Genomic DNA, 22,295 nt, shown 5'->3' with positions numbered 1-22,295 from the left:
TTTTGTAGTGGGTGGCGGTTAGCGGTAGGCGACGTAGACATCGCTCAGCAGGTCGGCGGCCTGGGGTTTGGGATCGGACTTGGCCAGGCGCACGGCGTCTTCGATCAGCTGCGCGACTTCGGTGTCGATGCGTTCGAACTGAGCCGCGTCGAGCCAGCCTTCGGCGGTGCAGCGCTGGCGAAACAGGCTCAGGCAGTCGCCGGTTTCCCGCAGGTTTTTCACTTCGTCCGGGCCGCGATAGGTTTGCGCATCGCCTTCGAAGTGGCCGTAGAAACGGCTCAGTTTGACCTCCACCAGCGTCGGCCCTTTACCGCTGCGGGCACGCTCTACCGCAACGCCGAGGGCGGCGTGCACGGCAAAAAAGTCGTTGCCGTCGACAATCACCCCCGGCATGCCAAAACCCACGGCGCGCTCGGCAATGTCCTTGCAGGCCACCGACCAGCCGGACCCGGTGGCTTCGGCATAACCGTTGTTCTCGGCCACGAACAGGCACGGCAGGTTCATGATCGAGGCCAGGTTCATCGCTTCAAACACCGCGCCCTCGTTGGAGCCGCCGTCGCCGAAAAACGCGACCGCCACCCCCGCGCTGCCCTTGAGCTTGGCCGCCAGGGCCGCACCGGCCGCCAGCGGCGCCCCGGCCCCCACAATGCCGTTGGCGCCGAGCATGCCCTTCTCCTGGTCGGCAATGTGCATGGAGCCGCCCTTGCCGCCGCACACCCCGGTTTTCTTGCCGTAGATCTCGGCCATCATGCCGAACACGTCCACACCCTTGGCGATGCAATGGCCGTGGCCACGGTGGTTGGACGCGATGCAATCTTCATCGTTGAGGTGGGCCATGACCCCGGCGGCGCTGGCCTCCTGGCCGGCATACAAATGCACGAAACCGGGAATCTCGCCGGTGGCGAATTCCACGTGCAGGCGTTCTTCGAAATCACGGATGGTGCGCATCACGGTGTAGGCATGGAGCAATTGATCGGTGGACAGGTGAGTGGACATCTTGTTGTTCTCCAGGTTGTCTCGACACACAAAAGGCTGGATCAGGCCAGCTGCAAGGCACTCAGCACGGCCTGTGCCAATCCGCTGGAAAACCCGGGAAAGCCTTGACCCAGAGCAGTTGCCTGGAAGCGTGGACGTGCCACTGTGGGCCGTTCAATGAGACGCGCCGTTGCAACCTGCCCGCAGCGTCTGCGGCGCAATGAGACGCTGCGTCTCACCTCGGGCAGTTGGTCAGGCCGGCCTTGTTCCTCCCGGCCCATGGGCGCTTAATGGCGGGCATAACAACAAGGATCGAGAACCGGAGGCTTCAATGCTCGCCGTGAACTCCAAGGACCATGTCGACTGTGTCAGCCGCGTGGTACGCAACGCCGACCGCCTGCCCCAGGCTCCGGTGCCGTCGCTGATTTTTGATTCCTGGCGCCGCTCCATGGAGCAGCACCACCTCGACCCCGGCTCCCTGCAAGGGCCGCGCATCCTCACCAGCACCCTGCTCAAGGAATGCCGCGAACGCGCCGAACTGTTCATGCGCATCGCCAGCGAGGAAGTCGGGCAGATTCACAACCGGGTGCGCCACGCCGATTACTGCGTGATGCTTACCGACGCCCAGGGCCAGACCATCGACCATCGTGTGGACGCCGGCATTCGCAACGACTGCCGCAAGGCCGGCCTGTACCTGGGCACCTGCTGGTCGGAAGCCGAGGAAGGCACCTGCGGCGTGGCCACGGTGCTGACCAGCAAGGCCGCGGTCACCGTGCACAAGCGCGACCACTTTCGTGCGGCGTTTATCGGCCTGACCTGCTCTGCCGCCCCCATCTTTGATCCCCAGGGCAACCTGCTGGGCGTGATGGACGCCTCCGCCCTCAAATCGCCGGATGACCGGCGCAGCCAGCACCTGGTGCGGCAGATGGTGGCGCAAAGCGCGCGGGCCATCGAGAACGCGTTTTTCATGCACAGCGCCCGGCAACATTGGGTGTTGCAGGCCCACAGCACGCCCGGTTACGTCGACAGCCAGCCGGACATGCTGCTGGCGTGGGACCAGGATGGGCGGCTGCAAGCCTTGAACAGCAAGGCGCGGCAGGCCCTGAGATTGCGCTTCGGGCAGTTGCCGGAGCATATCGGCGAAGTGTTTGACCTGGACGCGTTGCGCGCCGTGACCGATCAATCGACGCAGCAGTTGCATTGGCTCGGCGAGCCGGGGGCGTTGCAGGTACGGGTCAGCGCGCCGCGGCGTAAGGCTGCACGTGCGACGGTGTCTTCAAGTCATCAGGTAGACCCGCGAGTAGAAGAACATCTGCGCCTGGCCGTGCGGGTCAAGGACCGCAACCTGCCGGTGCTGGTCCAGGGCGAAACCGGCGCCGGCAAGGAAGTGTTTGCCCGCCAGTTGCATGAACGCAGCGCCCGTCGCGACGGCCCCTTTGTGGCGGTGAACTGCGCGGCGATCCCGGAAAACCTGATCGAGAGCGAACTGTTCGGCTACGTGGCCGGGGCATTTACCGGTGCCTCCAGCAAGGGCATGACCGGGCTGCTGTTGCAGGCCGATGGCGGCACGTTGTTTCTCGACGAGATCGGCGACATGCCGCTGGCGTTGCAGACGCGACTGCTGCGGGTAATGGCCGAAGGTGAAGTGGCGCCGCTGGGCGGGGCAAAAACCCGGGCGGTGGATATCCAGGTGATCTGCGCCAGCCATCGGGACTTGGCGGCGCTGGTGAGTGCTGGAAGCTTTCGCGAGGATTTGTATTTCCGGTTGGGCTGTGCGCGGTTCTGTGTGCCGCCATTGCGCGAGCGCATGGACAAACTGGCATTGATCAATCGGCTTCTGGAGCAGGAGGCGCGGCACAGCGGTGTTGCGGTCGGGATCGCGGCAGCGGCGCTGGAGTCGCTGCTGGGTTATGCCTGGCCGGGGAATGTGCGGCAACTGCGGCATGTGTTGGCGTATGCGTGTGCGGTGTGCGACGGCGGGACGATTCAGCTGGCGGATTTGCCGGTGGAAGTTCGTGGTGACGCGGTTGCGGTGGAAACATCGGAAAGCGTGAGTCCTGAGCGGCAGTTGGTGCTGGACGCACTGATTCGGCATCGATGGAAGCCGCTGGCGGCGGCGCAGGCGTTGGGGATTTCCAGGGCGACCTTGTATCGGCGGGTTAACCAGCTGGGTATCGACATGCCCGGAAAACACTGACAAGCCCATCGAATGGCAGCTTATAGCTGCCTACCCCAGACAGGCGTTATCAAAAACCACTTCTACTCTTATCTAATTAAGACTCCTCGACCCGCAAAGTACCTTCCGAAGGACTCAGCATTCATGACGACGTTTTCCTGCGAATGTGAGTTATGACCCGATGGGTTATGAAACTTCAGGAAGTCATCAGTTGCGTCTGTTACCAATACAAGATGACCTCCTTTCTTTGGCGGCTCTTGCTCAGGCCATCGAATAGAAGGGTGCACAGACGCAATAAAGAAATGACCGTCAGTAAACATCGGCTTGATCTCCTCCGCAGAGATACCGGTGACAATCTGTGCCTTCAGACCAAATTCTTTATTTAACATCTCAATCGCCGGCGCATAAATCATCCCATGGATACTTTCGCCATCGACTACGTAGGCTCCGTAGGCCAACGCCTTTTCCAGAAGGCTGAACGTTGAGTGAACGAGACCCGTCTTGGCGGCAAGAAGCATCTTAAGGCAGGCCATGCCACATACGTGATTAGCCCACAATGCATACTCATCCACGCATCGGGCTCCAGAGTTTATCCAAAGCGGATCCTCAGAAACCGTCTTCTCGCCAGAAATTATATCGGCAGCCAAAAGTCGGGATTCCCATTGGCAGAAATAAGGAACGCATGCGACCATAAACACACCTCATTTAATAAAAAGTGGAACGGTTCCTAAAAAAGCGATAGCCCCAAAGAAAATTTGGGATTTTGCACGCCCTTCTTTATATAAGAAATAGGCGACGATCATAAGCAATGGAACTCTCATCGAAATTGCTAAATATCCATAGCTAACTGGTAGAGTCCCCGCCAGCGCAAAATTAAAAATTAACTCAGGAATGGTCCATCCCAACGCGATCATCATCCACAAACCAAATCTCATTCCAGACTTCTCATATATAAAAAATCGCGCGGACACCCAATTGCCAATTCCGACATATAGTAAATATACGTACCAACCAGACGCTGGTATTCCAACCTTGTCACATCCAGCAAATCCTATTACGGCGAGAATCATAAAATAGAATCTAAATTTATCAATCCGAGGCATAAAACTCAGATGACCAAAAATCACAAAACAAATCCCCCCTATAAAAAGAACGAGTACTGAAAGTATGCCCTGCCCTGATATCTGACTACCAAAAAGCCAATACTCCAAAAAAACTATCGCACCGATTGCAATCGGAAAAATATATGCCGTGGCAGAAACGCTACGGCCAATTATCTGTTGCTGGACAACAAGGAGCATCGTAAGCAAGCCCCCCTTAGTTAGCCCCGCTATCGCTCCCGACGCATTCAGGAGCATATCCGTATTCGCCAGCCCAGTTACCCAAGCAATAGGAAACAACAATAAACAAATACAGGTAGTTCCAGACCCAATCGCCCAAGCAGTAGTTTTTGGAAGAGCTTTACTCGCTACACTTCGAAAGAACAGAGTTCTCAAAGTAACACATAATAGTATCGACAGAAATGCTAACCCTTGAACGAAGCTCAATTAACTAGCCCCCTAAGCCTCTTGAAACTCTCTGGCGACCTAAAGCCGCCGCAATATGCACATCAATTGAGTCAATCAAATCAACCCCGCCATATTCTGATCGTTCATCGACAATCAAAGGCAACTCAGTACACCCCAATATTAAACTTTCTACACCCTGATCAATCAGATTATCCATCGCTCGATAGACCGCGCTCTTGGCTTTCTTGGAAAAATTATGTAGACACAAGTCATCATAAATCGCGGCATGGACAGCATAACGGAGATGCGCCTCCGGCAAAGAAACCTCAATATCTTCCACTCCAAATCTATCGACATAAAAACCACGTTCCATCACATACTTGGTCCCCAGCAATCCTACTTTTTTGAATCCAGAGGCCTTAACCGCGGAAATCGTTGCATCTATGACATTTATAACCGGAATGGAAATCTTATTTTTGAGCAAGTCGCAAGTCTTACTAGTGGTATTGGAACATATTAATATCTTGGTTACCCCCGCACACTCCAACTTAATCGCCGCACTTAACAGAATCTCAAACTCACCTTTAAAATCATCTTCTTGTTGACACTTTAGGATTTTACTAAAATCTAGACTAAACACCATAAGATCCGCCGATTTGTGCCCACCTGCTTCCTGCGCGATCAGATTGAACCTACGATAATACTCCATTGTAGAAACCCAACTTACACCTCCAATCAAACCAATGCGTTCCATGCCATTGCTCCTTAATCTATCGTGTAGTCAACTTTAGAAAGCCTCATAACCTTCATATCATCCTGAGAGACAAAGTTAAGTATCATATCTGCCAAGGAAAGCCCATATCCATTCAACATTTTTGGAAGAATACTATTACGCATCAGCCCAGGGATTGGATTGGCCTCTAAAAAATACACATCACCACTTGGAGTTAAAATGTAATCAAAACGGCACATATGTGAAAAACCTAACTCATCAAATAGGTCCCGAGAAACACGCTTCATATGCAGGATCTCCACAGTATCCTCCTCCATCAGGACCTCATCAGCGCTACCAATCCGGTGCTTCTCCTCATGTCCAAAAAAGCCTCTCTTTGTATCAATTCTAATGGCTGGTAACACAACGACTTTATGATCAAGCCTTATGCATCCTATAGAATACTCTTGACCCTCAACAAACTCTTGAATCAAAGCTCTTTCGTCATATTTGAATATAGCGCGCAGATTATCTTCTATTATAGATATTTCAATATCGGAAACCGTATATCGCTCAGTAAACAAAGACGCCCCCAATGAGTTAGGCTTAACGACTACTTTAAGCCCATCAAAGAGATTTTTTATCTCCGCGACTGCCGAACAAGACTTAGCGTCTGTTAACGTTAACGTCGCAGGTACTTTTATAGTACTTTGCGACCCTGATACGTAGCACTGCATGTGAATTTTGCTCATTGCCAAACTTGACGGCAAAACTGGCCCAAAAGTACCACGAAGACCAACAATATTAGCCAAACCTTGAATATGCCCATCTTCCCCATAATTACCATGCAAAAGATTAACGATATAACCATTGGCACCTAATACATGCTTTGCGAAAGTCGCATAATCCACTGCATTCTTTGAGACCATATAGTCACGAGAGTGCCAACTTCTGTCAAAATCATAAAAACTAACATAATTATCAGAATCAACATAATAAACATGACTTATACACACACCACAATTTTCAGTACACAACTGATCATATACATAGCTGAAGGACTCCCTAGATGCGGCGTGCTCCGGCGACATCCCTCCAAAAATCAATGACACTTCAACCATATTACTCGAAACACTAAGAGCACCCATTTTATTTCCTCCATGGAAGCCGACAATAAATCCTCAATAGCCAAGGCTCCCGCGCAAACCAATCAGAACGAAATTTGATCACGTAGCAACTCAAGCTTAAAAACCGGCGAAGCATTTCAGCCTATCAAAATCATTCAGTCAATATCGCGAAGTACAATTCAAAAGAAGCACCACCATGCATTCAAAAAAAATCCTCAATACTGATAAAAATAAACTGGCGAAGAACCTTCAGAAGAACCAGTACCAGATAAATCTTGGAACCCATATAAAGCAGAAGGCACAAATATAAAACAATGAAACAACACTTAATGCAACCCCTTCAGATGTGAAGTTTTTTTGAAAAAAACCAAGCCCACCCACACCACAACAGAAAATTACTCTTATAAATCAGCCGCATACGTAAAAAAACAAAGTAAAAGCAATTGATAAATCACATAAAAATTCAACTTTCAGGCCAACTTACTCACCAACAGATAACATTACCCCTACAGGCACAATAGTAGTGTCCTACGGAAATTTCGCAGAATCAGAGATGATACATCCACCAAAGAGCTTCAATTGATCCTTATATATTTTTTGTGCGAGCGTACTTACACGCGCCGCCTATGTCTGCGCGATTTGTGAGAGGTGATTCAATCGGTAGATGTCCCGATGAAGCGGTTGCGGTTGAAGAGCAGGAAAGCGTGAGCCCGGAGCGGCAACGGGTGCTGGATGCGTTGATTCGGCATCGGTGGAAGCCGCTGGCGGCGGCGCAGGCGTTGGGGATTTCCAGGGCGACCTTGTATCGGCGGGTTAACCAGCTGGGTATCGACATGCCCGGCAAGCACTGACCCAACACGGTCAAAAATGTGGGAGCGGGCTTGCTCGCGAAGGCGGTGTACCAGTCAACATTTCCGGTGACTGACACTCCGCCTTCGCGAGCAAGCCCGCTCCCACATTTTTTGACCGAGTGATTCCGCCAGCTCAGCGGTACAGAATCCCGCCATCAATCAACGGCGATTGCCCGGTCATGTAATCCGAATCCGGCCCCGCCAGGTACGACACCAGCCCCGCTACATCCTCCGGCGTTTCCGCCCGGCCCAACGCAATCCCGTCCACATACTTCTTGTACGTCGCCCCCACCTCGGCGCCGGTAATCTCGGCCATGCGTTTGTCGATCTCGACCCACATATCCGTGCCCACCACACCCGGGCAGTAGGCGTTGACGGTAATCCCGTCACTGGCCAGTTCCCTCGCCGCGGCCTGGGTCAGCGCGCGCACGGCAAACTTGGTGGCCGAATACACCCCCAGCAACGCAAAGCCTTCATGGCCTGCAATCGAGCAGGCGTTGATGATCTTGCCCCTCTGCTTCAGCGCCTTGAATTTCTTGCCTGCGGCCTGGATGCCCCAAAGCGTGCCCTGCACGTTGATACGCAACGTGCGGTCGACCTGTTCCGGGGTTACGTCCAGCAGTGCGTCAATCTGTGCGATGCCGGCGTTGTTGACGATGATGTCGAAGCCGCCCAGGGTCTGGTGGGCATGGTCCACCGCCGCGACCACTTGCTCCAGCTTCGAGACATCGGCGACATACACCGAGGCCTTGCGCCCCAGTGCAACCACCTCGGCCGCCACCGCTTCAATCTTCGCGCTGTTGATGTCCACCAACGCTATGTCGGCGCCATCCCGCGCCAGGCGCAGGGCGATGGCCCGGCCGATGCCTTGCCCGGCGCCGGTCACCAGTGCAACTTTTCCAGCGATACTCATGACGATCTCCTTCAACGGTGAGAGAAGTCTTGTCTATCGCAGTTGCCAGGGGCCGCTGTCGAGCAGCAGCAGGATTGATCTGCGGGCTGAGACGGGTCGTCTCAAAGCGAACCATTCTCGAAAACTTGTAAAACGCCGCCGTTATGCCTAGCTTATGCGCCCTCCGCTCTGCGCTCTCAGGCCTTCCCCCATGGTTTTGCGTCTTCGCCCCGCTGCCCCTTCACGTTTTGCCCTCGGCCTGTTGCTCAGCGCAGGTATTGGAAGCAGCCAGGCGGCTGATATCGAGCTGCCGGAGGTGAAGGTCCAGGGCCAGGATGAATCCGGCTATAACACCGACACCGCGTCGGTGGGCGCTTTCAATGAGGCGCCGTTGCTCGACACGCCGGCCTCGATCGCGGTGTTCAACGAGTCGTTGATCAAGGACCAGCAGGCGCGCTTGCTCAGCGAAGTGCTGCGCAATGACGCCTCGGTGGGCGACAGCTATGCGCCCATCGGCTACTACGAAAACTTCGTGGTGCGCGGTTTCTCGCTGAATGCCGCCAGCAGTTACAAGATCAATGGCCGCACCATCACCGGCGAGCAGAACGTTGCCCTGGAGAACAAGCAGCGCGTGGAGCTGCTCAAGGGATTGTCGGGTATGCAAAGCGGGATTTCCGAGCCCAGCGGCGTGATCAATTACGTGACCAAGCGCCCGGAGGATGTGCGCTCGGTGACGGTGTCCACCGATGATCGCGGCAGTGGTTACCTGGCCACCGACGTGGGCGGCTGGTTTGGCAGCGAGCAGCAGTTCGGCCTGCGCGCCAACGTGGCCCATGAAGACCTGCATTCCTATGTCGAACATGCCAATGGCCACCGGGATTTCCTGTCCCTGGCGTTCGACTGGAACATCAGCCCCGACGCGGTATTGCAGCTGGATGCCGAGTATCAGAACAAGCAACAGCGCTCGGTGCCGGGTTATCAGTTGCTGGGCGGGACCGAGGTGCCGCACCACGCGTCGCCGAAAAAACTGCTGGGGCATCAGAGCGGTGCGAATCAGGTAGGGATTGATTCGCTGAACCTCAACGGCAAGTTTGAATATCGCTTCAGTGACCAGTGGAAAGGCAGCGTCAGCGCGGCGCGCAGCAAGGTGGTGATTGATGATTACAGTTCGTTTGCGTGGGGCTGCTACGGGTCCGCGAGCTGTGCCGGGGCCAAGGTACCGAACTACTTCAGCCCGGAAGGCAACTACGATATCTATGACTTCCGCAGCCCTGATGACACCCGGCGCGATGATGAAATCCAGGCCACGATGACCGGGTTGTTCAATACCGGTGGCCTGGGGCATGAGTTGACGTTTGGCAGCAGTGCGTTTCGGCGAGTGGTGGACAAGCGCGAATCGGTCAACGAGATGATTGGTTCCGGCAATATCAATCAGGACCCGGAAAACTTCGCGCCCACCGATAAGCCCCTGAACGATAGCCATCGCAACCTCGACAGCCGCCAATACGGCCTGTTCGTCACCGACCGCATCAGCTTCAACGAGCAATGGCAGACCATCGTGGGCGGCCGCGAAGTGCGCCTGGACGAAAAGGCTTTCGATGATCAGGGCAACGAGTCGCGCCACACCCGGCAGTATGTGTTCCTGCCCCAGGCGGCGCTGATCTACAAACCGATTGAAAACCTGTCGCTCTACACCAGCTACAGCAAAGGCCTGTCCCTGGGCGGTACCGCGCCGTGGTTTGCCCTGAATAAAGATGAAACCCTCGCCCCGACAGTTTCCCGCCAGATCGAAGCCGGGGTGAAATACGACTGGCGCCGCATCAGCTTTGCCGCCGCGATCTTCCAGACTCGCCAGGCCTATCAGTACGCCAAGCCGGACGCCGCCGGCGACTACACCTACGTGCAACAGGGCGAGCAGAAAAACACCGGCCTGGAATTGTCCGCCAACGGCTGGGCCACCCAGCGCTTGCAGATCGCCGCCAGCGTCGCGGCCATCCGTGCACGGGTGACGGGCAGCGGCACGCCGGAATACGAAGGCCATCAGGCGATCAACGTGCCGAAACTGCGGGCCAGTCTGTACGCCGACTACGCCCTGCCCTGGGTCGACGGCCTGGCGCTGCTCGGCGGCGTGCAATACAGCGCCAACAAGTACGCCAATCGCACCGGTGATGTGGAAGTGGGCGACTACGCCATCGTCAACGTCGGCAGCCGCTACACCACCAAACTCGATGGCTATGAAACGGTGTTTCGCCTGAGCGTCGACAACCTGTTCGACAAGCGTTACTGGCGCGATGCTGGCGAATACATGGGCGATGACTACCTGTTCCAGGGTGCGCCGTTGACGGCGCGCTTGAGTGCCACGGTCAATTTCTGACGGTACGCGGGATCGCCAGGCATAGCGCCGCCAAGGCGCACACCAACAGGGTCCAGCCCAACTGCTGGACCCAGGCTGCCAGGGTCAACCCCACCCCGATCACCAGGTAATACAGCAAACCGAACAAGGCACCGGCGGTGCCAAGGCGGTCGCGATAAGCCGTGAGTGCCGCCCCCAAGACATTGGGAATCGCCATGCCGAAGGCCATGACCACCAACAGCATCGGCAACACGAACAGCCAACGGTCCTGTAACAGCACCACCAGCACGCTGCCCACTAACATCACGCCACCGGCTGCCAGCACCAGCTGTTCGCTGCCGGCCCCGCGCTTGAGCAACCCCTTGTTGAGCCAGGCCCCAAGCCCCGAGCCCAACGCCAGCAGGACGCCGCTGTAGCCGAACTGCTCGGCAGACAACCCCAGGCGCTGGAACACAAACGGCCCCAGGCTGTAATAGCTGAACAGCGCGATATTGAAGACCGCGACCAGCCCCACCGAACGCCACAGCGCCGCATCCTTGAGCATCAGGCCCAGGGTGCCGCGCAACGACGCTGTGGGCAGCGAGGCCGGGCGGGTTTCCGGCAAGGCCCACAGGCACCAGGCCAATAACGTCAGCGCCAGCAGCAACAAGCCTGTGAGCACCCCGCGATAGCCAAAGTGCTGCACCAGGCCCGCGCCAGTGAACAGGCCAATGGCGGGGCTGGCCGCCAGGGCAATGCCCACGACTGAAAACACCTGCGCCAGCCCGGCACCGCTGAAGCGGTCGCGCAGCACGGTTTGCGTCACCACCGACCCCACCGCCGCACCAAACGCCGCCACCGCCTGGGCCAGCAACAGGCCGTTGAACGAACGCACGCCCAAGGCCAGCGCTGTGGCCGCGCCATAAAGGGCCAACCCGGCCAGCATCACCGGGCGCCGGCCGAAGCGGTCACACAAGCGTCCCCACACCACGACCCCGAACGCGAAGGCCAGAAAGTACACCGACAAGGTCTGCCCCGCCGCCTCGGGCCCTACCGCAAACGCCTGGCCGATATCCGCCAGCGCAGGGCTATACAGGGTTTGTGCGATCTGCGGGAACATCAGCAGCGCCACCGCCAGCACCAGCAAGTTTTTCAACATCATCCAGACGCTCTTCACGAGTAAACAGGCCAGGGAGTCTAAACAGCGGCAGCTGGCGTATTATCCAGACTTCGACACCTTATCAATGAAATCGGACATCCCATGGCATGGCTGGCGGCGCAGACACCTTTCGATCCCGACCGCTTCGACGCGCCCGTGGTGGGCATCGCCGCCCTGCTGGGTGATCACGACTCCGGTGTACATCAGCATCAGCGCGGGCAATTGCTGTTCACCCAACAGGGCTGCACGCGCATTACCCTGGCCAACCAACTGTGCCTGTTGCCGCCCACTCGGGCAGCGTGGATTCCCGGCGGTGTGCCGCACCGGGCAGTGATGCAACAGACCGTGGATTACCGTTCGGTGTATGTCAGCCCGGCATTGGCCGGGCAGTTGCCGGCACAAGTGCGGGTGATTGAGGTGAGTGCGCTGCTGCGGGCGGTGCTGGAGCCCATGGCAATGGCGGCGTTCGACACCGATTGGCAACAGGGCAAATACGCGCATTTGCTGGCGCTGTGCCTGAGTGAAATCCGCGAGGCAGTCGAGCAACCGCTGCTGCTGCCCCTGCCCACGGACAAACGCCTGGCGCCGTTATTGCAGAACCTCGACGCGCTGCCACCGGAGCTGCAAGCCTTGCAACGCCAGGTGGCCGCCAGCGGCAAAACCATCGGCCGGATCTTCCTGCGGGAAACCGGCATGGGCTATCAGCAATGGCGCCAGCAGTGGCGCCTGATGCGCGCCATCGAGCTGCTCGCCACCGGGCGCAGTCTCGGGTACTGCGCCTTTGAGTTGGGCTTTGCCAGTGACAGTGCGCTGATCGCCTTCTTCAAGGCCATGACCGGCGCCACGCCACGGGGTTACTTCAAGTGAATGCCGACTGGCTGTAACCCGGTGGTAGATCGGCTTCATTGATCGTTCCCTCGCTCTGCGTGGGAATGCATCCCGTGACGCTCCGCGTCACCCGTACGCAAGACTTGAGCCTTGCATCGCCCGCTGGACGCAGAGCGTCCGGGGCGGCATTCCCACGCAGAGCGCGGGAACGATCAGTCATCCCGGCGTCTTGTCGGGTTATTTAGGCATCTTGCGAAAACCCACCGCCAGACGGTTCCAGCTGTTGATGGTGGCGATCGCCACGCTCAGGTCGACTTGCTCTTGCGGGCTGAAGTGGGCGGCCAGTTCGGTGAAGTCTGCATCCGGTGCGTGGGTCTGGCTCAGCAGGGTCAGGCTTTCGGCCCAGGCCAGCGCGGCGCGTTCACGGGGGGTGAAGAACGGCGTTTCACGCCAGGCCGACACGGTGTACAGGCGACGCTCGGTCTCGCCCCCCTTGCGGGCGTCGGCGGTGTGCATGTCGAGGCAGAAGGCGCAGCCGTTGATCTGCGACACACGCAGGCGCACCAGTTCCAGCAGCGGCAGTTCGATGGACAGTTTGCCGACGGCAGCCTCCAGGGCCAGCATGGCTTTCATGGCATCCGGGGAGGCGGTGTAGAAGTCGGTACGAGCTTGCATGGTGATACTCCAGAACAGTGGGGATTGGTGTCTAGAGTAGTGACGAGGGGGCATTGGACAAATAGCCAATCCGGGGAAAGATCAGGTAGCCAATGGGGCCAATCCTGACGATCACCCCGGCCCTGCGCCTTCACCGCGAAACGCACTGGGGCTCAGCCCGGTCCAGCGCTTGAACGCCCGCCGAAAACTGCGCACATCGCTGTAGCCAACTTCCTCGGTGATCCGTTCGATGGACAACCCCGGGTTGCTCAGCAAGCCCATGGTCCTTGCCCTGCGCACCTGTTCCAGCAAGCCCTCGAACGTCAGCCCATGCTCGGTCAGGCGCCGGCGCAAGGTACGCCCGCTCATGTTCAAGTCACTGGCGACCTTTTCCAGCTGGCTGCCCTGCAAATCCCGGGAAATCGCGCGCTCCACCGCCTGGATCAAATCCATTTTCTGATGCAGTTGCGCGCTTTCCAGTTCCAGCAGTTCCAGGGCCTGGCGCAAGGCCAGGGCATGGTGATTGGGCAGCCGCACGTCCAGCCAGTGGCTGGCCAGGACCATGCGGTTATGCAGGCAGCCAAAACGCACATCCGCACCCAACAGCTGGTGATAGTCAGCGACATAGCTGGGCGCGGCGTGGATAAATTCGACCCGCAGCGGCATGAAGCCCTCGCCCACCAGGGCGCGGCCATACACCATCAGGCTGGCGAAAAACTCCTCGGCGGCAAACACCTGCACCTCGGCGTAGGGCAGCAGGCATTCGATATCGACGAAAACTTCCTGGGGGCCTTCATGGGTGCGCGAGGTGGCGATACCACCGGAGGTGTGCTGATGACGTTCCCCGATGGCAAACGCATCGCGCAACGTCTTGCACAGTGAAATCACATGGCCGAGCAGGCCCAGGGTGCCGAGTACGTTCTGATGGCCTACCCACAGGCCCAGCCCCTGGTCGGGCAACACCTTGAGTGCACGCTGGATCATCGCTACCGCCTGGCGATAGGAAATGCGCTGGGCCGGGTCGTCCAGGTCGGCCAGGGTGAATCCCAGGCCACGGCACAGGTGCTCGGCGCTCGCGCCTTTTTGCGCGACCACTTGGCCGAGGGTTTGCAACAGAAATGGCGAGACCAGGGCCAGATCATAGTGCGGATCAACGGCTTTCCTTTGCATGGATCTTCGATTCCCGACTGAGTGCTTCAGTTCTTGTTTTGGAAACATCCTGACAATCATAGGCTCTTGCAAGAACTGCTGCACTCTGGATGAAAGCTGTCCGCCAAAGTCCCCCTATGTGGCCGCCAATACCCTGCCCCGCCGGGCGCCGAGGGCTTATTTCTATAGGCAGCGTCGTCCTGATAATAATAATGAGCCCAGACATGAACACGACCCGTGCGTTTTACCCCGTGCAACTCGCCCTGTTGACCCTCATCAGCCTGCCGGCCCTGGCCACCGAAGGCGGCGTCGACAACATCGGCCCCGGCACCGATGGCTTCTACATCCTGCCGCTGGACGTCAACAACCTGCCCGACCACATGTTCGCCTTCAACATCTATTACAACCATTACGAAGCCAGGAAGCTCGATATCAGCTCGTTGGGTGGCAAGGTGCCGGACGTGAAGATCAAGTCCGACGCGATCATCCCGCGCCTGGATTACCTCAGCCCGTTGCGGGTATTCGGCGGGCGCCTGGGCGGCTACATCGCCCAGCCGTACCTGAAGCAACAGGTGTCGCTGTTCGGCATGTCCGACACCCGGGAAAGCATGGGCGACACCACCGTGGCGCCGATCATCCTATGGGACCTGGGCAAGAACCTGACAGTGGGCACCGCCCTGGAAATCACCCTGCCCACCGGCGAATACGACGCCACGCGCCTGGCCAATACCAGCAACAATTTCTACACCTACAAACCGTTGGTGTCGGCGACCTGGATGCCCAACGAGCGCACTGAGCTGTCGATCAAGACCACCTACAGCTTCAACAAGGAAAACCCCGACACCCATTACCGGTCGGGGCAGATTTTTCACTTCGACTACTCGGCCAGCTACAAGGTGACGGATAACCTCAGCCTTGGGCTCAACGGCTACTACCTCAAGCAGACCACCGACGATAAGCAATACGGGCATACCGTGGTGAACATCTATGGCGAAGATGTGGATGACGGGGTCAAGGGCCAGGTGTTTGCGATCGGTCCGGCGGTGTATTTCACCTTCCTCAAGTATGCGAGTGCCGAGGTGCGCTGGGCCAAGGAGTTTGATGTGCAGAACCGGCCGGAAGGCGACATGTTGTGGGCGAAGTTGACGATTCCGTTTGCCTTGTAAACCCGGCAAAAACTGTAGGAGCGAGCTTGCTCGCGAAAAACGTCAACGATAACGCGGGCCGTCTGGATGAACGCGTCGTCCTTGGGTTTTTCGCGAGCAAGCTCGCTCCTACAGTGGGACGGCGTTGTCAGGTGTAGACCGGCCAGGTATCGACGATTTTCCCGCCCCGTACTGCCAGCAAATCGCCGAACTGCAGCAGCACAAACTCACTCTGGGTCGGGCGCAGAAACACCTGGTCTTCCACGTTCAGCCCCACCTTGGGCGAACCATTGACCATCTCCTGATTGGAGCTGCGCCCATACAGGTCATTGCTCTGCAACCCCCTGGGCGATTCAAACTCCGCCATCCAGTTGCCCCCATAAATAAAGAACGTGGCGCGCTGATTCGCATCCCACCACGAGAACAACCGCGACTTGCCGTCCAGCGCCGGAATATCCACCGGCCCGGTGCTTTTCAACACGGGCGTGGCGATATAGGCCGCCGGCACATGCTCGCTCAGCGACGGCAAGTCATAGTGCGTCGGCTTGAGCAACGCCGTGCCCACCGATACCTCGCTGCTGAGCTTCTCCTGCTCGTGAATGCGATAGCTCGGACTGCCTGCCGTATTCAACGTCAGCCCGTCGCGCCACAGCGGCGCAAAGTGCTGGCGGGTGTAATCCACATAGCCGTTGTAGCGCTGCATGACTTTGTCGAACAGGTCCTGGGGCGAGCCGAGAATCCCGGGCACGCCCATGCCCACGAACGGGTCGTAGCCCATGAACCCACTGAATTCCAGCTGCTGCGGATGAGCGCTGATCAGCGTGAGCATTTGCCCCAGTACCGCGTTGTCGCTGATGCCGCCGCGATGCAGGCCCACATCCAGCTCGATATTGACCCGTAGTTTCGTGCCCAATCCCTGGGCCAGCGCCAGGTATTGTTGCAGGCGCTCGGGCGTGTCCAGCAGCCATTGCAGCTGCCGGGACGGGTCGAACGGGCCCTTGTGGGTTTGGTAAAACAGCTCGGCGGAACGCACCGGCAACGGCTTGCCCAGCAGGATGTCCGCATCGGGAAAGACCTGGGCGTCGTGATTCAGAAATGGCTGATGAAACGACATCAGGCGCTGGGTGCCGGCTCGCTTGGCGATGTACGCCAGCAGCCCCGGCGACGGCAGGGATTTCTCCACCAGCCGCAGGTGTTTGCCGCCGCGCTGCACCGACTGCATCACCACGTCGATGTTGTGGTCCAGGCGATCGAGGTCGATCAGCATCACCGGGCGCATCGGCCCATGGGCCTTGAGTTCCTGGTTGAGGCTGCGGAAATACTCGGTGTAAGGGCTGCCCCGGTCGCCCGGCCTCAGCAAGATGGCACCACCCACCAGCAACACGCCGGTGCCGAGCATGAAATGTCTGCGGTTCATCAGACCACTCCCAGAATAGACGACAGGTGCGCATTGAGGAATTTACCGCTGGGGTCCAGCTCGCGGCGCACTCGGGTAAATTCCTCCCAGCGCGGATACAGCGGCTGCAAAGTGCGCGCATTGAGGGTGTGCAACTTGCCCCAGTGCGGGCGACCGGCGTATTTCCAGAAGATCGGTTCTACGGCGGCGAAGAAGTTGTGGTGGTCCATGGTGTAGTGCTGGTGCACGGAAATCGAACAGCTGTCGCGGCCCTCGAACATGCTCAGCGGAATGTCATCGGCCTTGACGTAGCGGTACTCGATGGGAAACCAGGTGCGCAGGTCCTTGTCGTTGATCAGCTTGAGGATTTCCCGCAGGCACGCCGGTCCGTGCTCGGCGGGCACCGAATATTCCATCTCGTTGAAACGCACGTTGCGCACGTTGGCGTACACCTGGAACGACTCGGCCACGCGGTCATCGAAGCTGGCAAAAAAGCGCAGGCTGTTGAGCAAGGTACGCCGGGCCTCGGGGAAATCGCTGCCGTATTTGTCGAGTTTCTCGATGATCGACACAAACTCGTTGCCGCCCGCCTCCGCCGGGTCGATGGGCGGGGTTTCGGGGTCGGTGGTTTCGTTCAGGGCGATGGACAGGGCGTAGTCGGAATGGGTCACCACGAGCATTTCCCAGTGCTGGTTTTCCCGGGTGTTCTTTGCCACGTCCTCCAGCAGTTCTTCAGTCTTGGCGATCCACTGGCGCTCCCGCAGGCGGTACGGTGCGCGGTTTTGCAGGCGGACCTGGGTGGCCACGCCGAGGGCGCCGAGGGACACCCGCGCGGCACTGAACACCTCGGGGTGGCGCTTGGCGTCGCATTCCAGCACCTCACCCTGGGCGGTCACCAGTTGCAGGCCGGTGACGCAACCGGAATATGAGGTGAAGCCCACACCGGTGCCATGAGTGGAAGTGGAGATCGCCCCGGCCAGGGTCTGGTAGTCGATATCCGCCATGTTCGGCAGCGCCTGCCCGACGTCTTTCAAGGCCTGGCCCATGCGCGACATCGGCGTGCCGGCGGCGAAGGTGGCCTGCACGGTTTGCGGGTCGTGATCCAGCAGGCCATTGAAGTAACTCAGGGACAGCAAGGTGCCGTCGGTGGGCACCAGGGCACTGAACGAATGGCCCGAGCCCACCGGCCGCACCTTGCCCGGTGCCTGGCCGATGACCTGCACCAGTTCATCAAGGTTCTTCGGCGCCAGCCGCGCCAGGGGCAGACAGGTTTGCGCCCCCGACCAATTGCGCCAGGGAATCAGCCGCGGTGCCCGGGCCAGCTGGGCCAGTACCGGGTTACTGGTCAATGCCATGAACGCGCCGGCTACCGCGCCGCGCTGCAATAATTCTCGCCGTGAAAGCCCCATCGCGTACCCCGTTATTCTTATTGGATGTGTTGACCCGACATAAAGCTGATCAGCCCCAGGAATTGCGCTTCGGAGCACTGCACGCACAGCCCCATCGGGGGCATGCCGTTGTAGCCATTGATGGTGTGGTCCAGCAGGGTGTCCGGGCCCTGGGCGATGCGCGGGCTCCAGGCCGGGCCGTCACCGGTCAGCGGCGCACCGGAGGCCGGGTTGGCGTGGCACAGCTTGCAACTGGTGTCGTAGACCTGGGCCAGGGCTGCGTCGCCGGGCATGGCATTGGCCGCCGTGGCGCGTTCGGGGGGATGTTTCGGTTTGTCGTCACAGGCTGTCAGCAGGCAGGTCACGGCCAGCAGCAGACTGATGCGACGGGGGTTGATTGCCCGCATAGCCACCTTCTCTCTTATTGTGTGAAAGCGTGATCCACACTAAGGCAGCCAGGGCGCGGCGTTGAGGGTATTGGGGGACAGAAAGGGGGGCTTGGGCGGACAGTTGATTGAGCCGCAACGCCGATCAAATGTGGGAGCGGGCTTGCTCGCGAATGCGGTGTGTCAGTCACCAAATTTTTAACTGATACACCGCATTCGCGAGCAAGCCCGCTCCCACCGTTAGAATCGAGGTGGGCTTAGAAGGCTATACCGACCTTGAACCCATACTCGTCACGCTTGAGCTTGGTGTTGTCGGCCACATACGAATCGTCATCGAGCTTGTACTCGGTGCGGGTGTAGTACAGGCCCGCCATCACTGGCAGATCGCCTTTCTGGTTCATCAGCAGGCTGACTTCGGCGTACGGGTTGGTGCGGTCCTTGAGGTCCACGGTGTCGCTGCCGATGCCGTCGACCTTGAGCTTGGCGCGGCCGTCGATGGTATGGCGGGCGCCCAGTTCAACACGCATGGTCATGTCGTCGAACTGGTGGTTGTAGCCCAGGGCCGCTTTGGCGAACGGCGATTTGTTGGTGAGTTTCATGTCGTAGTCGCCCGAGTCCGGCTCGTAGCGGGTCCAGCTGTAGCCGCCACCCACCAGCACGTCGACGAAGTTGCGCGCATCCAGCGCGGCACGCCAGCCGAGGTCGAGGTCGGCCTGGCCTTCCTTGAGCTTGTTGTCGCTCTTCTCGCCGTACTTGGCTTCGATACCGGCCTGGTAGATAAAGCCGGATTCAGCCGTCAGCTTGTTGCCGAAGTTATAGAACAGGCCGGCTTCAGGCATGTGGTCCTTGTCGCTTTGGCTACCGCCCTCGAGTTTGAAGTCGTTGTAGCTGCCGAGGATCCCGAAGGTGGAAATCGGGTCGGTCGGCGCTGCGGCGAACACCACACCAGGTGCCGCGATCAAGGCCAGGACCGAGGAATTCTTGAGGATCTTTCCGAATAGTTTGGACATCGTTTTACGTCTCCATTGCAGGTGGCAAATTATTCAGGAAACGCTTCGAACCCTCGTTTTGGCGAAAGGTTCGAATTAATTTGCACCTTTTTCGAGGTAAAACGGTTCAGCGAAGGCTCTATATCAAGCGTCTTGGACGGGAGCCAGCAAACGACCGAGAATTGACCGCAACTGCGGATGCGCCGGCAGGCGAATGCCAAAGCTGGCCTGCAACAGGTTCAGCAACTCTTCGACGTCCTCGATTGCACGCTTTTCGCTGGCCCGGTCCAGGTAGTGAATCGCGTACTGCCCGTTGTTCAGCGTGCGGCGAAATCCCGGGCCAATCAGTGCGACTTTCAGCTGGCCGAGGAACGGCGAATCCGGATGGGTGGAGACGTACCAGTTACCGATCTCGTAGTCGAAGTGTGACTGCACCTGCAGGTCGAACACATACAAGCCGCGCCACTCACCGGCGACCTGCGCCCACAAGGTGTAGCTGCCCTCCTCCAGGCTCAGGCGATAGGGTTCATGGGCGGTGGCCTGGGTGGCATCGGTGTCCAGTTGCAAGGGACTGGTGGGCACCATTCCACCAAAGCCGACATCACTGATGTAACGCACGCCGTCCAGGGTCACCAGGCTCAGCCGATGGGTGCGCGCCGTCAGTGCATCGGGTGGCCCCCCCATCACCACACGGCCGGTAATGCCCCGCGCCTCGAAGCCCAACTCCTGCAACAAGGCCAGGAACAGCTGGTTCAGCTCGTAGCAATAACCACCACGGCCGTCGAACAGGACTTTTTGTTCGACGCTCGGCAAATCGATCGGCACCGGTGCGTGCAGCAGGGTCGACAGGCTTTCAAACGCGAAGGTGCTGACATGGCGCAACTGCAGATCCTGCAGGGTTTGCAGGGTGGGCGGAGGCGGCGTGTCGTAGCCCAGACGTTGCAGGTAGAGGCGGCTGTGGGTCAGCTCTGGCATGACGCAATCCTGGAGTCGGTGGCGAAAGCACCACTAATACCCTGACGGCGGTTATTTGCCAATTGTGGGTTGAATCAAATGCAAGCCCTCAGATGCACAAACTTTCTGAACCTTTCTGAACTGATTTATATCCATTCACTACAAGACAGGGAGGCATCATGAGTACCGCAATGATCTACACCATCCACTACTTGCTACACGGCGAACCAAAAACCTTTGTGGTGCGTGCCGAGGTCATGAACAACGCCGAAGCGTGGCATTGGGCGGCCGTTGACGCCGACATTGCCCACGTGGGGCGGATAGGCCGGCCGGGCCACGAGCGGGTGAAAAAGACCACTCGTCCCTGGGCGGAGAAGTTCGGCATCACCGAGGTGACATGGACAGCCCCGAAACGGCTTGGTTGAGGAATAAAAAGCCCCGCACGACGGCGGGGCTTGTTTCACTTTTTCAGATCACCGAGGGGATCATAGGCCGGCTTCTTGCCGGTTTTTTCTGGCTTGTCCAACGGGGCAATGGCGGGACCTACCGGGTCGACCTGTGGGTCTGCGACGTCCGGGGAATCGGGGTCGAAACCCAATTCGTCCTTGCCGCTGGAATGCTCGGATGAATGCGGGCCGCTTGTACGATTAGTCATAACTACCTCCTTGGCGCGCCGGGTCTACAGCGGGCGGGCCTTGTCGTGCAGGTTTTCCAGGTCTTCCTCGACCTGCTCTTCTTCGTCTTGCCGTTCGGCCGGGTCGTTGGGGCGCAGGGCGTCGTTGTCACGCTCCTCTTCGCCGGGCGTGCGGTCGGGGTTGGGTGTGCCGGGCGACTGTTGCTGGTACCGGGTCATGGTTCACCTCACTTGGGGGTCGGTTGCCTACAGGGGTTAGAGAAATTGCGCTGATCCATCGTTCAACCTGATTACCGTCACTCCGACGGGTGAAGCATGAGAAGATGCTGGCCGGCGTTATAACCCTACTTGTGCCATGGAGACTGACCCTGGATGTTTGAGCTCAAACCGTGCGACCCGATTGTTTTTCGCCAGCAGACGCGACGCAGTACGTTGATAGTCGCGGGGTTGTTTGTGGTGTTGGCGATGGTGCTTTCCAGCCTGGCGGTGATGCTGTTTGGTGAGCCTGGGGGGGATAATTTTCGCTTTAATGTGGGCGGGGTGTTTGCCGGGGTGTTGATTACCGTAGGGCTGGTGCGGGGGCCGTTCTGGAACCAGGCCTGGTTCGCGCCGGCGGTGTATGGGTGGCAGCTCAAGCGCAGCCTGATGAGTGTGACGAATGTGATGCACAAGGTGACTGACGGGGTGAAGGCGAATGATCCGGTGGCGATCAAGTTGCTGCGGTTTTATCACCTTGGGTTGATGCAGATGCACGAACTGGATGCCAATTCGAGTTCTCAGGCGCAGTTGGTGCGGGAGGTTGATGAGCATCTGGAGAAGATGCGGGGGTTGGGGATTGAGCCTGACCAGACGCGGCTGGATCCGGATTGGGTTGAGGCTGTGAAGGCTCGCTGATTGGGGGGCATATCCGTTATTTGGGTGATGGCTGATATGGGTTCCGCTCTTACAGCGGCTCACTTTTGAAGAGCGCAAAAGTAAGCAAAACGCTCTTGCCCCACCACTCGGCACCTCGCCTAGGCTCGGTGTGCCCTCACTCCGGC

The 22,295-nt window shown here is 58.4% G+C and carries 22 protein-coding genes and 1 pseudogene; 7 read left to right on the top strand and 16 right to left on the bottom strand.

From position 1 onward, the window contains the following. Positions 1–18 precede the first annotated feature (18 nt). Positions 19–996, bottom strand: a complete 978-nt coding sequence (locus HX805_RS01125) for a thiamine pyrophosphate-dependent dehydrogenase E1 component subunit alpha (RefSeq protein WP_003219159.1) — start codon at positions 994–996, stop codon at positions 19–21. Positions 997–1,306: 310 nt separating this feature from the next. Between HX805_RS01125 and HX805_RS01120 the strand changes: the two genes are divergently transcribed. After that, a complete protein-coding gene (locus tag HX805_RS01120) occupies positions 1,307–3,172 on the top strand; it encodes a sigma-54-dependent Fis family transcriptional regulator (RefSeq protein ID WP_003219161.1) in 1,866 nt (621 codons plus the stop codon). Positions 3,173–3,240: 68 nt separating this feature from the next. Here HX805_RS01120 and HX805_RS01115 read toward each other — a convergent pair whose 3' ends face one another. From HX805_RS01115 to HX805_RS01100, 4 genes are all read right to left on the bottom strand, one after another. Then, the gene (locus HX805_RS01115) at positions 3,241–3,723 is read right to left on the bottom strand and encodes a hypothetical protein (protein ID WP_003219163.1); all 483 of its coding nucleotides are present in this window, start codon (positions 3,721–3,723) and stop codon (positions 3,241–3,243) included. A gap of 129 nt (positions 3,724–3,852) precedes the next feature. Continuing rightward, positions 3,853–4,698, bottom strand: a complete 846-nt coding sequence (locus HX805_RS01110) for a hypothetical protein (RefSeq protein WP_177081429.1) — start codon at positions 4,696–4,698, stop codon at positions 3,853–3,855. Positions 4,699–4,702: 4 nt separating this feature from the next. Further along, positions 4,703–5,413 (bottom strand): aspartate/glutamate racemase family protein, encoded by a 711-nt coding sequence (locus tag HX805_RS01105; RefSeq protein WP_003219167.1) that lies wholly within the window; start codon positions 5,411–5,413, stop codon positions 4,703–4,705. An 11-nt stretch (positions 5,414–5,424) separates the two neighbouring features. Further along, a complete protein-coding gene (locus HX805_RS01100) occupies positions 5,425–6,519 on the bottom strand; it encodes a D-alanine--D-alanine ligase (RefSeq protein ID WP_177116518.1) in 1,095 nt (364 codons plus the stop codon). 677 nt (positions 6,520–7,196) lie between these two features. On the opposite strand from HX805_RS01100, the pseudogene HX805_RS01095 reads away from it, so the two are divergent. After that, positions 7,197–7,349, top strand: a pseudogene (locus HX805_RS01095) (helix-turn-helix domain-containing protein); the annotation flags it as partial. Between the two features lie 133 nt (positions 7,350–7,482). Here the strand turns inward: HX805_RS01095 and HX805_RS01090 are convergent. Next, entirely contained in the window at positions 7,483–8,262 is a 780-nt protein-coding gene (locus HX805_RS01090) for an acetoin reductase (RefSeq protein ID WP_177081427.1), read from the bottom strand. 190 nt (positions 8,263–8,452) lie between these two features. On the opposite strand from HX805_RS01090, the gene HX805_RS01085 reads away from it, so the two are divergent. Then, positions 8,453–10,615, top strand: a complete 2,163-nt coding sequence (locus HX805_RS01085) for a TonB-dependent siderophore receptor (RefSeq protein ID WP_177116517.1) — start codon at positions 8,453–8,455, stop codon at positions 10,613–10,615. Here the strand turns inward: HX805_RS01085 and HX805_RS01080 are convergent. Further along, positions 10,605–11,735, bottom strand: a complete 1,131-nt coding sequence (locus HX805_RS01080) for an MFS transporter (RefSeq protein ID WP_003219178.1) — start codon at positions 11,733–11,735, stop codon at positions 10,605–10,607. The two genes, HX805_RS01085 and HX805_RS01080, sit on opposite strands and share 11 nt — an antisense overlap. Positions 11,736–11,834: 99 nt before the next feature. Here HX805_RS01080 and HX805_RS01075 point away from each other — a divergent pair, with 99 nt between their 5' ends. Next, positions 11,835–12,599: a helix-turn-helix transcriptional regulator gene (locus HX805_RS01075; RefSeq protein WP_003219180.1), complete on the top strand. Its 765-nt coding sequence runs from the start codon at positions 11,835–11,837 to the stop codon at positions 12,597–12,599. A gap of 198 nt (positions 12,600–12,797) precedes the next feature. Here the strand turns inward: HX805_RS01075 and HX805_RS01070 are convergent, their stop codons facing one another. Both HX805_RS01070 and HX805_RS01065 read right to left on the bottom strand, forming a co-directional pair. Beyond that, a complete protein-coding gene (locus HX805_RS01070) occupies positions 12,798–13,235 on the bottom strand; it encodes a carboxymuconolactone decarboxylase family protein (RefSeq protein WP_003219182.1) in 438 nt (145 codons plus the stop codon). Between the two features lie 111 nt (positions 13,236–13,346). Beyond that, the gene (locus tag HX805_RS01065; protein ID WP_008430730.1) at positions 13,347–14,384 is read right to left on the bottom strand and encodes an AraC family transcriptional regulator; all 1,038 of its coding nucleotides are present in this window, start codon (positions 14,382–14,384) and stop codon (positions 13,347–13,349) included. Positions 14,385–14,587: 203 nt separating this feature from the next. Between HX805_RS01065 and HX805_RS01060 the strand changes: the two genes are divergently transcribed. Then, entirely contained in the window at positions 14,588–15,529 is a 942-nt protein-coding gene (locus tag HX805_RS01060) for a transporter (RefSeq protein WP_003219185.1), read from the top strand. Between the two features lie 127 nt (positions 15,530–15,656). Here the strand turns inward: HX805_RS01060 and HX805_RS01055 are convergent, their stop codons facing one another. From HX805_RS01055 to HX805_RS01035, 5 genes are all read right to left on the bottom strand, one after another. Next, positions 15,657–16,865: a DSD1 family PLP-dependent enzyme gene (locus HX805_RS01055; protein ID WP_177022924.1), complete on the bottom strand. Its 1,209-nt coding sequence runs from the start codon at positions 16,863–16,865 to the stop codon at positions 15,657–15,659. 59 nt (positions 16,866–16,924) lie between these two features. Continuing rightward, a complete protein-coding gene (locus HX805_RS01050) occupies positions 16,925–18,253 on the bottom strand; it encodes a D-arabinono-1,4-lactone oxidase (protein ID WP_177022923.1) in 1,329 nt (442 codons plus the stop codon). Between the two features lie 77 nt (positions 18,254–18,330). Beyond that, the gene (locus tag HX805_RS01045; protein WP_177116516.1) at positions 18,331–18,699 is read right to left on the bottom strand and encodes a cytochrome c5 family protein; all 369 of its coding nucleotides are present in this window, start codon (positions 18,697–18,699) and stop codon (positions 18,331–18,333) included. A 236-nt stretch (positions 18,700–18,935) separates the two neighbouring features. Continuing rightward, positions 18,936–19,688 (bottom strand): outer membrane beta-barrel protein, encoded by a 753-nt coding sequence (locus HX805_RS01040; RefSeq protein WP_003210885.1) that lies wholly within the window; start codon positions 19,686–19,688, stop codon positions 18,936–18,938. Between the two features lie 123 nt (positions 19,689–19,811). After that, on the bottom strand, positions 19,812–20,642 hold the full coding sequence (locus HX805_RS01035) for an arylamine N-acetyltransferase (RefSeq protein WP_102368642.1): 831 nt from the start codon (positions 20,640–20,642) through the stop codon (positions 19,812–19,814). A 158-nt stretch (positions 20,643–20,800) separates the two neighbouring features. Here HX805_RS01035 and HX805_RS01030 point away from each other — a divergent pair, with 158 nt between their 5' ends. After that, a complete protein-coding gene (locus HX805_RS01030; protein ID WP_023658994.1) occupies positions 20,801–21,046 on the top strand; it encodes a DUF6555 family protein in 246 nt (81 codons plus the stop codon). A 35-nt stretch (positions 21,047–21,081) separates the two neighbouring features. Here the strand turns inward: HX805_RS01030 and HX805_RS01025 are convergent, their stop codons facing one another. Continuing rightward, complete coding sequence (locus HX805_RS01025) at positions 21,082–21,276, bottom strand: DUF6021 family protein (protein ID WP_003210890.1); 195 nt, start codon at positions 21,274–21,276, stop codon at positions 21,082–21,084. A gap of 24 nt (positions 21,277–21,300) precedes the next feature. Continuing rightward, a complete protein-coding gene (locus tag HX805_RS01020; protein WP_173883076.1) occupies positions 21,301–21,474 on the bottom strand; it encodes a hypothetical protein in 174 nt (57 codons plus the stop codon). A gap of 153 nt (positions 21,475–21,627) precedes the next feature. Between HX805_RS01020 and HX805_RS01015 the strand changes: the two genes are divergently transcribed. Beyond that, on the top strand, positions 21,628–22,149 hold the full coding sequence (locus tag HX805_RS01015) for a DUF3087 family protein (RefSeq protein WP_087693365.1): 522 nt from the start codon (positions 21,628–21,630) through the stop codon (positions 22,147–22,149). Positions 22,150–22,295 lie beyond the last annotated feature (146 nt).

Source organism: Pseudomonas sp. G5001 (assembly GCF_013385475.1).
GTDB lineage: Bacteria > Pseudomonadota > Gammaproteobacteria > Pseudomonadales > Pseudomonadaceae > Aquipseudomonas.
The sequence above is the reverse complement of the archived record's forward strand: the minus strand, read 5'-3'. Positions and strand labels throughout refer to the sequence as shown.

What these genes read in the sequence shown, in the direction of transcription:
- HX805_RS01125 (WP_003219159.1), bottom strand. Translation starts at nt 996, where the DNA reads ATGTCCACTCACCTGTCCACCGATCAATTGCTCCATGCCTACACCGTG.
- HX805_RS01120 (WP_003219161.1), top strand. Translation starts at nt 1,307, where the DNA reads ATGCTCGCCGTGAACTCCAAGGACCATGTCGACTGTGTCAGCCGCGTG.
- HX805_RS01105 (WP_003219167.1), bottom strand. Translation starts at nt 5,413, where the DNA reads ATGGAACGCATTGGTTTGATTGGAGGTGTAAGTTGGGTTTCTACAATG.
- HX805_RS01100 (WP_177116518.1), bottom strand. Translation starts at nt 6,519, where the DNA reads ATGGGTGCTCTTAGTGTTTCGAGTAATATGGTTGAAGTGTCATTGATT.
- HX805_RS01090 (WP_177081427.1), bottom strand. Translation starts at nt 8,262, where the DNA reads ATGAGTATCGCTGGAAAAGTTGCACTGGTGACCGGCGCCGGGCAAGGC.
- HX805_RS01085 (WP_177116517.1), top strand. Translation starts at nt 8,453, where the DNA reads ATGGTTTTGCGTCTTCGCCCCGCTGCCCCTTCACGTTTTGCCCTCGGC.
- HX805_RS01080 (WP_003219178.1), bottom strand. Translation starts at nt 11,735, where the DNA reads ATGATGTTGAAAAACTTGCTGGTGCTGGCGGTGGCGCTGCTGATGTTC.
- HX805_RS01075 (WP_003219180.1), top strand. Translation starts at nt 11,835, where the DNA reads ATGGCATGGCTGGCGGCGCAGACACCTTTCGATCCCGACCGCTTCGAC.
- HX805_RS01070 (WP_003219182.1), bottom strand. Translation starts at nt 13,235, where the DNA reads ATGCAAGCTCGTACCGACTTCTACACCGCCTCCCCGGATGCCATGAAA.
- HX805_RS01065 (WP_008430730.1), bottom strand. Translation starts at nt 14,384, where the DNA reads ATGCAAAGGAAAGCCGTTGATCCGCACTATGATCTGGCCCTGGTCTCG.
- HX805_RS01060 (WP_003219185.1), top strand. Translation starts at nt 14,588, where the DNA reads ATGAACACGACCCGTGCGTTTTACCCCGTGCAACTCGCCCTGTTGACC.
- HX805_RS01045 (WP_177116516.1), bottom strand. Translation starts at nt 18,699, where the DNA reads ATGCGGGCAATCAACCCCCGTCGCATCAGTCTGCTGCTGGCCGTGACC.
- HX805_RS01040 (WP_003210885.1), bottom strand. Translation starts at nt 19,688, where the DNA reads ATGTCCAAACTATTCGGAAAGATCCTCAAGAATTCCTCGGTCCTGGCC.
- HX805_RS01035 (WP_102368642.1), bottom strand. Translation starts at nt 20,642, where the DNA reads ATGCCAGAGCTGACCCACAGCCGCCTCTACCTGCAACGTCTGGGCTAC.
- HX805_RS01030 (WP_023658994.1), top strand. Translation starts at nt 20,801, where the DNA reads ATGAGTACCGCAATGATCTACACCATCCACTACTTGCTACACGGCGAA.
- HX805_RS01025 (WP_003210890.1), bottom strand. Translation starts at nt 21,276, where the DNA reads ATGACTAATCGTACAAGCGGCCCGCATTCATCCGAGCATTCCAGCGGC.
- HX805_RS01020 (WP_173883076.1), bottom strand. Translation starts at nt 21,474, where the DNA reads ATGACCCGGTACCAGCAACAGTCGCCCGGCACACCCAACCCCGACCGC.
- HX805_RS01015 (WP_087693365.1), top strand. Translation starts at nt 21,628, where the DNA reads ATGTTTGAGCTCAAACCGTGCGACCCGATTGTTTTTCGCCAGCAGACG.